Origin of the sequence: Shewanella sp. 10N.286.54.B9, from assembly GCF_041468565.1 — a bacterium.
Taxonomy (GTDB): domain Bacteria; phylum Pseudomonadota; class Gammaproteobacteria; order Enterobacterales; family Shewanellaceae; genus Shewanella.
Genome location: NZ_JBFRIY010000003.1, coordinates 1 through 10,242, shown reverse-complemented (window position 1 = coordinate 10,242; position 10,242 = coordinate 1). Strand labels below are relative to the sequence as shown.

The following is a 10,242-nucleotide window of genomic DNA, read 5'->3' as shown; positions in this document are numbered from 1 at the left end:
GATGCAGAAGGTAGAGCGAAGCACGACTAAATGGATTTAGGAGGTAGAGTAATGCATGGAGCGATTACCGAGGATGCTAGAGCCGAGAATAACTATTAGCTACAACCCACGTGCTTGTCTAAAGTGATTTAAATTCCCGCTGAATGACCAACTCTTTAATGGAATTGGTATTAGTATTTTTGTTCAGCCATAAAAAAGGAGGCCAGTGGCCTCCTTGTAAAACGCAACAACCAGCTTTTAGTTAGAGGTCTGCTCTACTTTTATCGCTGTTTCAGTTTCCGCTTTTGGTTGCCACCACCATTGGTAGAATCGGCTTGAAACCTTTTTTATATCATCAAGAATAATATAAAGCAGCGGTACTAAAATCAATGTCACCACAGTAGAGAACAAAATACCAAATGCTAGAGAAGCAGCCATCGGGATGACAATTTGAGCTTGTAAGCTCTTCTCTAACAAGATAGGGACTAAGCCAACAAAAGTGGTGAGTGAGGTTAAGATAATCGCTCTAAAGCGATAACAACCAGAATCAACAGCCGCTTTAATGATTGAATGCCCCTCAGCACGAGCACGGTTAACAAAATCAACCAAGATCAACGAGTCATTCACCACCACACCCGCAAGCGCCACGATGCCACATAAGCTCAAAATACTCATGTTAAGGCCTAAGATGAAGTGGCCAAATAGTGCGCCAATCATACCGAATGGGATCACTGACATGATAATCAATGGCTGACTATATGATTTTAGCGGGATAGCCATCAGAGCATAGATTGTAAATAGCGCAAAGAAGAAGCCTTGTAGCAAACTAACTAATGCACTTTGCTCATCAGCGCTGCCACCATCTAATGCAGTCGATATGCTTGGGTATTTCTGCGACAGCATCGGCAAGAAGTCCGCTTGGATCTCTGACACGACTTTTGAAGGCTCAACCTTGTTGGTGTTGGCATTGGCGGTAATTGTGATAGCCCGACGCCCATCAACGCGAGTGATCGAAGAGTAAGAATCACCTAGCTCAAGCTGGGCAACATTAGCAAAAGGCACTGCTACGCCAGTTGGAGTGCGGATCAACATATTTTCTAAGTGACCAACGGTGCGACGCTGCTCAAGCGGGTAGCGCACCATGACTTTCACTTCTTCTTTGTTACGTAAGATCCGCTGCGCTTCGTAGCCGTAGAAACCATATCTGACTTGGCGGGCAAGATCCGACAGCGTTAACCCTAGCGCTTCGGCTTCAGGCTTGATCTTTAATTTAATCTCTTGGCTGCCAGAGGAGAAGTTGTCGGCAATATCATAGACACCTTCATAACTTCTTAACTTCTGTTTTAGCTCTGTTGAAGCTAAAGACAACTGCTCAAGATCGCTGGAAGTTAACCTAAAGGATATGTCTCCTCCAGCGTCATTGGTACTGGCATTAATGTTGAGTTTTTTAACCGCTAATAGCTCCGGTAGTTTTTCTCGCCATGCAGTGGCAATGGTTTCACCATCAACATCGCGCTCTTCACCCTTAGTGAGTTCAGCAAAAATAAACGAAGAGGTGCGTGAGCTCATATTGATAAAGCTATGTTTCACCACTGGGTAACCTAACTTAGCCTCCATATCATCATTCATCCGATACAGCGCTTCTTCAACTTCTTGCACTACTTTTAGCGTGTTTTCCTCTGAGCTGCCCTCATCCATTTCAATATTGACCTGAATGAAATCAGATGGAATATCTGGGAAGAACACCCAACGCACCTGACCACTGACGACCAATGCGATAGACAGAATCAGTACCCCAGTAAACACTGCAACGGTGTTATACCTTTGCTTAATGCAACGCTCTAAAAATGCACGGTAGTTGTTATGAATGAAGTACTGCACTTTGTCATTTAAACCAGCTTTGAGCTTGCCGAAGTAGCCCAGCTTAGCGCGAGGCTTAGGTGGCTTCATATGCGCCAAGTGAGCAGGCAGAATAAGCTTTGATTCAACCAGTGAAAATGCTAAACAGAGCACGACTACCATGCCGATAGATTTCCAGATAATCCCCTGTGGGCCAGAAACCATCAACATCGGCATAAAGGCGGCTATGGTGGTTAATACTCCAAAGGTTGCTGGCATGGCGACTTTCTTGGCGCCTCTGACCACATTATCCAGTGAGTGGCCATGCCGCTCTATTTCACTATAGGCACTCTCGCCAATGACAATGGCGTCGTCCACCACGATCCCTAGCACCAGAATAAATGCAAATAGCGTGAGTAGGTTAATCGACAGCGAGAAAGGCTCGATTGGCATGACAAGCATCGCGCCCAAGAAACAAACGGGTAGGCCTACCATGACCCAGAAAGCGAGTTTGATCTCTAGGAACAGTGCCAAAATGAAGAACACCAGTAAAGCACCATAAAACATGTTGGATAACATCATGTTTAATCGGCCTTTGAGATAATGGGTTAAGTCGCCCCAAGTATCGAGTTTGGCACCTGTAGGCAGGTCTGCGCGCTTGGTCTCAATATAGCTTTTGACTTGGGCAGAGATATCCAATGCGTTTTGATCGTCAACACTGAGTATTTCGATAATCGCGGCAGGCTGGCCATTAAAGCGGGTGTACTCTAAACGCTCTTCAAAACCATCATTAATGTTGGCCACTTCTGGCAACATGACTCGGCTACCATCAGGGCGAGTACTGACGACTATTTGTGAGAAGTCTTCACCTGTGTACGCCTGACCTTTAGTGCGCAGCAAGATATCGCCATCTTTCGCACGAATAGAACCACCAGGTAAATCAATAGAGGAGTTTTGTACCGCTGTCGCGACCTGAGAGAAGGTGAGCCCATATTCACGTAGCTTATCTTCAGACAGCTCGATGCTTATCTCATACTCACGCACACCAGTCACTTGAGCACGGGTTACAGCAGGCAAAGCCGTCACTTCGTCGCGAATAGTTTTTGCTAGCTCTTTCATGTCTTCAAGAGATTGATCGCCATAGACGGAGATCCAAATAACGTTATTTTCAGGCTTAATGCGGACGATATTGGGCTTTTCGATATTCACCGGGAAGGTCGAGATAGCATCTATAGCCAGTTTAGCTTCATCGAGGATATCTTGTGGGTCATGACTATCTTCAACTTCAATCCTAACAGAGCCAACGCCTTCACTCGCGATTGAGGTAACCTTCTTGATGCCATTAATATCTTGGATCGCTTCCTCGATCTTAATATTAATACCCTCTTCAATCTCCTGAGGCGCTGCGCCAGGGTAGGCGACAGAGATATTAAGGTAGTTAAGTTCAAAAGTTGGGAAGATCTCTTTATTAATAATAACCGTGCTAAATAGCCCGCCTATTAATAGGATCCACATTAATAGGTTTGCTGCGACATTATTTTTAGCAAACCAAGCGATAATACCTTTTTCTGTGGCCATTATTGGTCACCTGCATTAGCGAGTTGTTCTTCGGTTGTCGATTCATCAGCACTTTCGATTGTTGAGCTGCTGTCATCACCTAAAATTTTCACGAGTTGGCCATCTTCAGGGTTACTGAGATTAGTCACAGAGATGCGCTCGCCGCTCGCTAAGCTGTCCTTGATATAGACGTTTTCTAGATCTGTACGGACAATATTAACTTCTCGTACTTCAACACTGCTTGCATCTGTGATCAAAGTGACTTTGCCATGGCGCACCAAGTGGCGTGGTAGTTTAACAATTCCATCGACAGTACGGCCTTTAATGATTGCAGTGACAAAACTGCCGTATTTAAGTGGTAGTAGTCCTTCAATTTTAGCGCTGCGAAGGTAAGGATCTTTTACCTCTGCAACCAAGTACACCATGCGGTTTTCTGCATCAATCACACCTTCGCTGCGAATGATTTTACCCGTCCAAGTGACCACTTTACCTGCAAGATCGGCGCTTAAGGTCACTTCAGTGTCTGGGTTATCTACCGACTCCAAGTAGGCTAAATCGTTGTTTGACAGTGGTAGACGGATTTCTGCAATGCGAGTGTCGTAAAGCTCACCGAGGTTTGTACCTAAAGTCACATACTGACCTAAGTCGACATTGCGGGCCTTTATAATGCCATCAAAGGGAGCGCGTATTATGGTTCGTTCAAGATTACGTTCAGCTCGTGCTAAGGCAGCTTGCTGGAATTTAACGTTGGCTTGCTCTTGTTTAAGTTGGGGTAAACGTAAGCCTAACTCTGGTGGAATACCGCCGTCGTAGCCCTTCCAATCATTTTTAGCCACTTCACCCTTAGCTTGTTCCTCTTCGAGAGCAGCTTTGGCTTGAGCGAGTGAAGCTTGGGCTTGCATTAAGTCAGCTTCGTAATCAGAAGGCTCGATAACTGCAAGTTCTTCGCCTTTTTTAACTACGCCGCCAGCAACAAATTTATTTGAAATATTGAGCATGCGACCTTGTACTTCTGTCACTAGCTGGGTTTTATATTTCGGGCTAACAACGCCGTATGAAGGGAGGTTGAGAGAGACCGTTTGTTGTTGAACTTCCATGACGTCAACAATTGGGATCGGTGCTTCATCTGCTTTTTGCTCAGGTGCTTCTTTAGTGCTAATAAGTACTTGTGCTGCAACAATAAAGAGAATAAGAATAAATAGTGGGGAAGCCCTTCGAATTATTTTTTTTATCATTATGAGTTCGCTTTTCCATGTAATGCATTTCCTAACGGTTAAATTACCAGACTAATCGTTGAGGAGATATGATTTTTTGTAAATAAAATGTTTCAATTTATGGCGTTAGCGATAGATATTTGAAAAGGAGCCTAGGGGCTGTTGATCTTTCACGGTTGTTTTTGCCGCAGTTTATTGGCTATTTTGACAAGGCGGAGGCTATGCCGTTTAGTTATTCTCCACAAATAGTCTACAACACAGTAAAAATAGCCAAGAAACGCGGCCCTTTGGGTTCGATTCAATGCTTCTATTACGGTGTTATGAGCTTTTCACTTAGCCAGCTAAGCTTTATCGCTCAAGCCTTGTACTAGAAGCATTGCATTCGAACAAAAACTAAGCTCGAAAGATCAACAGCCCCTAGTGAGTGGCATATGCGCATAAAAGAATTCGCGCTGGAAAATGCTGCAGGAAACAAAAAAGGACCACCTGAGGTGATCCTTTTAAAAGAGATTAGAAGTCATTCTTATACTGCATAGTATGAAATGTTACTTCTTTTTCTTCTTGTTTTTCTTACTGAATGTTTTGCCAGTGTCTTTAACTTTCTTCTTCCCTGGCGGCTTCGCCTCTTTGTTCTTCGGGCGAAGATCTTTGACAAAACGGCGCTTAAGCGGTTGCTCAATGTAGCGCTCAATCTTACCAACTACACGAATATCATGGGCTTCAACCAAAGATATTGCCGTTCCCTTAGCGCCGGCACGGCCAGTACGTCCAATACGATGAACGTAGGTATCAGCAGAGCGTGGCATGTCGAAGTTGATCACGTGAGTGATATCGTCAACATCGATGCCACGGGCAGCAACATCGGTCGCTAACAGCACATTGACTTCACCTTTAGTGAATCGACCAAGGGCTTGGAAGCGAGCCTTTTGCTCCATATCGCCGCGCATGAAGCTACAAGTGATCCCTTGCTTTTGCAGCAGGCCATCTAGGCTTGCTACTGCCTCACGTGTTTTGACAAACACAATGGCACGTTCTACTTCTTCCTGCTGCAAAATAGCGCATAGCAGGGCAAACTTATGCTCTCTATCATCTGCGATATGAACCCACTGGTGGATCTTAGCTTTTTCGCTGCGTGGTGCTTCAGCTTCAAGCTTGACTGGGTTGGTTAACAGTTGGTGTGAGAAACGACCCACATCGCTACCTTCAAGTGTTGCTGAGAACAGCATGGTTTGCTTACGGCCAACCGATTCAATTGCGATAGTTTCAACAACGGCAGAAAAGCCCATGTCTAGCATGCGGTCGGCTTCATCGATAACTAATACTTCAACCTCTTCGGCATTAAACAGGCCTTTATCGAGGTATTCCATCAAGCGGCCAGGTGTGGCCACTAAGATATCGACGTTTTTCTTTAACGCTTCTTCTTGAGGAGCGTAGGGAACGCCGCCGGTGATGATGGCGATATCGAGATCTAAATCTGTTGCCAAGTGAGATGCATAGCGGTGGATTTGACTGGCAAGCTCACGCGTTGGTGTTAGCACTAACACTCGGGCTTGGCCGCCGAAGCGACGCGGGAAGTCGATAATATGCTGCAGCGCTGGTAGTAAGAAGCTCGCAGTTTTCCCTGTTCCTGTTGGTGCGCGAGCAAGAATATCTCTTTGCTCCATCGCTACAGGTATTGTTTGTTGTTGTATCGTAGTGGGCTTGTTGTGGCCCATTGCTTTTAGTGACTCTAACAAACAAGGGTCAAGCTGGAGATCTTCAAATTGCATGCGTGGCATCTCAATAAATAACAGCCGAACATTATAAAGGTTTCAATCCAGACTTGAAACGATTAGATCGTCAGATCGCTACAGCTTTAAATAAAAACTTTTGCTCAACTGTATAAAGTCATCGCTGTAGTGGCCATCGGTTTTGCGGATCACCAAGTTTGATTGCGAGTGCGCTCCAGTCAGATCGGCAAAGTTTGAGTGACTGTGGCTGATAAGCAATAGTTGTCGATTAGGCGCTTTCCCTTCAACACTGCTAACTAACACTGCATGTTGGCAGCAGAGCTGATGTTGCTGTAATTGCTGCAATAACTGCTCTGCAGCAGTTATTGGCAGTATCAGGCTCGCCTGACCTGTAGGGCTTAATAACCAACTGATAGCTGCCAATAGCTGGTCAAAACTTAAGCTGTCGGTATGGCGAGCTGTCGCTCTTAAAGCGCTGTTAGATTTTGGACCATTGTCAAAATAGGGCGGGTTACAGATGATGTGATCATAGTTGTGGCTGGTGGCTATTGCGCAATATTGCTGAATAGAGCTGGTTAACAACGTCAAGCGATCAGCCCAAGGGCTTAGGTTGAAGTTATTCTGGCAATCAAGTGCCGCACTCTCATCAAGCTCTATAGCGGTGATATTTGCCATGCTGCGCTGGGCGGCCATTAGGCTTAGTAAGCCACTACCTGCGCCGATATCGAGAATCTTTTTGCTACCAGATAAAGGAGCCCAGGCGCCGAGTAGTACTCCGTCGGTGCTGACAGGCATGCCGCAGCGGCGATCATCGATATGAAATTGTTTAAAGCTAAAAGGCATGGAATTTACAGGCTTTGGGTCAGTGAAATTATTGTACGCTAATTCATTGCGGTCAGTAACAGGCATATTTGCTTGCACCTCTGCAATTTTTAAACGCTGAAGGTAAGTGTTTACTCGCGATTGAGAGCTTGCTAGACCAGCAATTGAATGTTTCTTGCTTATATGACAAATGCGTTGAATGTAAGTTATGGAATCAAGCTGTTACTTGATTGTTATCATTTGTATCGAGTCTGGCGATTATTAGGTGTCGATTCTTGTTAAATAGCTGTGACTCTGATAATAGTATGGCCCTCCTAGTAGGCTCAGAGCCTATTTTTAGGGACGGTAAACCAGTTTTATAGCAATTTCAGTGTTCATTTATTCGCTGCTGTTCATAAACTCGCCAAGCTTAGGTCGTATTTACCACTGGGTTGTGTAAACCAAATATTACACACTAGATTTTGTCATTCTAAAGTGGTGCCGTTAAGGCCTAATGACATGAAATTGTTAAATATAAAAATTATTGATGGGGCATAAAGTGCAAAATAATCAAATGAGTATTGCAGATACGTTAGGGTTAGGTTTCATGACCTTCGCGTTCTTTTTAGGGGCGGGTAACCTTATTTTCCCACCACTTGCAGGCTTTCTAGCTGGCGAGAATATGACATTAGCTATGTTTGGCTTTCTTGTCACCGCAGTAGGCCTACCCTTGATTACTTTGATTGCTGTTGCGAAAGCAAACGGTAAAATTATGGATCTGTTGCCTCCAATCGCTGCTACCACTCTAGCAGTGGCTATTTTCATTATCATTGGCCCTGCTTTTGCCGCACCAAGAACTGGCTTAGTGGCATTTGAAGTTGGCTTCAAACCATTTTTAGAAAATGCAGATGCAACCTTTGTGCTTGCTGGCATTACTTTCACTACGGCTCAACTTATCTATACGCTGGTCTTTTTCGGTATATCCATGGTATTTGCACTGTATCCAGGAAAGCTACTCGATAACGTAGGTAAGGTATTAACACCAATTCTTATTTTATTACTTGTCGGTCTTGCGGCCACAGTAATGATCCTTCCTGGCAGCCCTGTTGAAGCGGCAGTTGGCGACTACCAAACGAATCCGTTAACTAAAGGTATTTTGGAAGGCTACAACACCATGGACACTTTAGCCTCGCTAATCTTCGGTATTTTAATTATCGACATTTTGCGCAAAAAAGGTATTACAGAGCCTAAAGCACAGACAGGCTATTTAGTGAAAGCTGCTCTTATTGCTGCTGCGGGTCTAGCGTTTGTTTACATCGCGCTATTTTACTTAGGTGCTACAGCGGGTGATTTGGCCGCAGGTGCTGAGAATGGCGGGGTGATTTTAACCAACTATGTCACTCATGAGTTTGGTACTACTGGGTTAGTGTTACTGGCGACGGTTGTTACACTGGCATGTTTAACTACAGCTGTAGGCCTTATTAGTGCCTGTAGTGAGTTCTTTAATGAGCTACTACCTAAGATCTCATACCGTCGTTTTGTTGTGCTATTAAGTGTTATTTGCGCAACGATTGCTAACGTTGGTCTTTCTCAGCTTATTAGCATCAGTATTCCAGTATTGATGACTGTTTACCCTGTTGCAATAGCTTTGGTTGCGGTAACGTTCCTAACTGAACGTTTTGCAAAACCGGAAGCCGCTCATCGAATCGTGCTTAGCGTGGCGTTGTTCTTCGGTATTATTGATGGCATTAAAGCAGCCGGTGTTGATGTGAGCGTATTTAACTTTATGCCATTACACGCTGAAGGTATGGCTTGGTTACTCCCTACCGCGATCGCGATTGCCGCTTGTTTAATGATGAAGAAACAGCAAGCGACAGTAGCAGTTAGTTAAGCCAAATAGCTGCTATGCTCAGGTGAGATAGCATCTGCAAGCTTGATAACATATGATAACGGCGATGAATTTCTGATTCATCGCCGTTTTTATATCTGATTTAAGGAAGCCACTTTAGGTGCCTGCTGAATATATCCCTGATAGTGCAATTGATCTGTTTCTTGACCATTTATGGTCAACTAAAGGCTTGAGTGACAATACCTTAAGCGCCTATCGTACAGACTTGCGCCATTTTGACCGTCACCAACAGTTAAAAGGTTTGAAGCTGGTTGAAAGTAGCCAGCTGCATGTGCGCGACTATCTTGCTGCGCGTTTTGATAAGGGTTTTGCTAAAACCAGCAGCGCAAGAATGATGAGTAGTTTGCGGCGCTTTTTTGGTTACTTGGTGGTTAATAAGCAGATTAGTACCGACCCGATGGCTTTACTGGAATCGCCCAAATTAGCACGAAAGTTACCAGATTCATTAAGTGAAGACGATATAGATAGATTATTGTCTGAGCCGCAAGCCGATGACCCGATTGAATGCCGAGATAAAGCCATGCTTGAGCTGTTGTATGCCACAGGTTTACGGGTATCAGAGCTCGTTGGACTTACGATGGAGCAACTGAGTTTGCGTCAAGGTTTAGTGCGTATTGTGGGTAAGGGTGGCAAAGAGCGTTTAGTGCCTCTTGGTGAGCTTGCGGTTAGCGAAGTTGAAAGTTACCTCAAGTTTGCCAGAGTAGAGTTACTGAAAGGTAAGCAGAGTGATGTGTTATTTCCTTCAAAACGGGCACAACAGATGACGCGGCAGACATTTTGGCATCGAATAAAACTCTATGCATTGCGAGCCAATATTAGCACTGAGCTGTCACCGCATACCTTAAGGCATGCTTTTGCTACACACTTGCTTAATCATGGCGCCGATCTGCGAGTTGTGCAGCTTCTGCTTGGTCATAGCGATCTATCAACCACGCAGATCTACACCCATGTTGCCACGGCCCGTTTAGCCAGTTTGCACTCCGAGCATCATCCACGCGGTTAAGCCTTAATACTGACGATTTAGTTGAGTTAATGAAAATCTTTAGTTCAGAATTCTAGCAATAACTTGATAGATTTCACGTCTGTATGATTTGGTTACAGCAAAAAGTTTGCTTTAGTTTGCATGAGACTGTAACTTTTCAGCTCCAGACTAGGTCTAATACCAATCAGAATAAAGATTTGATCGCTCAGCGAGAGTTTAGCGGCTTTGAGG

General features: G+C 44.6%; 7 protein-coding genes. 3 read left to right on the top strand and 4 right to left on the bottom strand.

Annotation, left to right across the window (positions count from 1 at the left end; translation table 11 throughout):
- Window positions 1-237 precede the first annotated feature (237 nt).
- Window positions 238-3,396, bottom strand: coding sequence for an efflux RND transporter permease subunit (locus AB4135_RS01010; protein ID WP_371989539.1), 3,159 nt, complete (start codon window positions 3,394-3,396; stop codon window positions 238-240).
- A complete protein-coding gene (locus AB4135_RS01005; protein ID WP_371989537.1) occupies window positions 3,396-4,610 on the bottom strand; it encodes an efflux RND transporter periplasmic adaptor subunit in 1,215 nt (404 codons plus the stop codon). Before AB4135_RS01005 ends, AB4135_RS01010 begins: the two co-directional genes overlap by 1 nt.
- Window positions 4,611-4,810: 200 nt before the next feature.
- Here AB4135_RS01005 and AB4135_RS01000 point away from each other — a divergent pair, with 200 nt between their 5' ends.
- Window positions 4,811-4,960 (top strand): hypothetical protein, encoded by a 150-nt coding sequence (locus AB4135_RS01000; protein WP_187148514.1) that lies wholly within the window; start codon window positions 4,811-4,813, stop codon window positions 4,958-4,960.
- 174 nt (window positions 4,961-5,134) lie between these two features.
- On the opposite strand, the gene srmB is transcribed toward AB4135_RS01000, so the two are convergent.
- Both srmB and AB4135_RS00990 read right to left on the bottom strand, forming a co-directional pair.
- Window positions 5,135-6,358, bottom strand: a complete 1,224-nt coding sequence (gene srmB, locus AB4135_RS00995) for an ATP-dependent RNA helicase SrmB (protein ID WP_371989535.1) — start codon at window positions 6,356-6,358, stop codon at window positions 5,135-5,137.
- Window positions 6,359-6,436: 78 nt separating this feature from the next.
- Complete coding sequence (locus AB4135_RS00990; protein WP_371989541.1) at window positions 6,437-7,162, bottom strand: tRNA1(Val) (adenine(37)-N6)-methyltransferase; 726 nt, start codon at window positions 7,160-7,162, stop codon at window positions 6,437-6,439.
- 505 nt (window positions 7,163-7,667) lie between these two features.
- On the opposite strand from AB4135_RS00990, the gene brnQ reads away from it, so the two are divergent.
- Both brnQ and xerD read left to right on the top strand, forming a co-directional pair.
- Entirely contained in the window at window positions 7,668-9,011 is a 1,344-nt protein-coding gene (brnQ, locus tag AB4135_RS00985; protein ID WP_371989533.1) for a branched-chain amino acid transport system II carrier protein, read from the top strand.
- Between the two features lie 118 nt (window positions 9,012-9,129).
- On the top strand, window positions 9,130-10,032 hold the full coding sequence (xerD, locus tag AB4135_RS00980) for a site-specific tyrosine recombinase XerD (RefSeq protein ID WP_371989531.1): 903 nt from the start codon (window positions 9,130-9,132) through the stop codon (window positions 10,030-10,032).
- Window positions 10,033-10,242 lie beyond the last annotated feature (210 nt).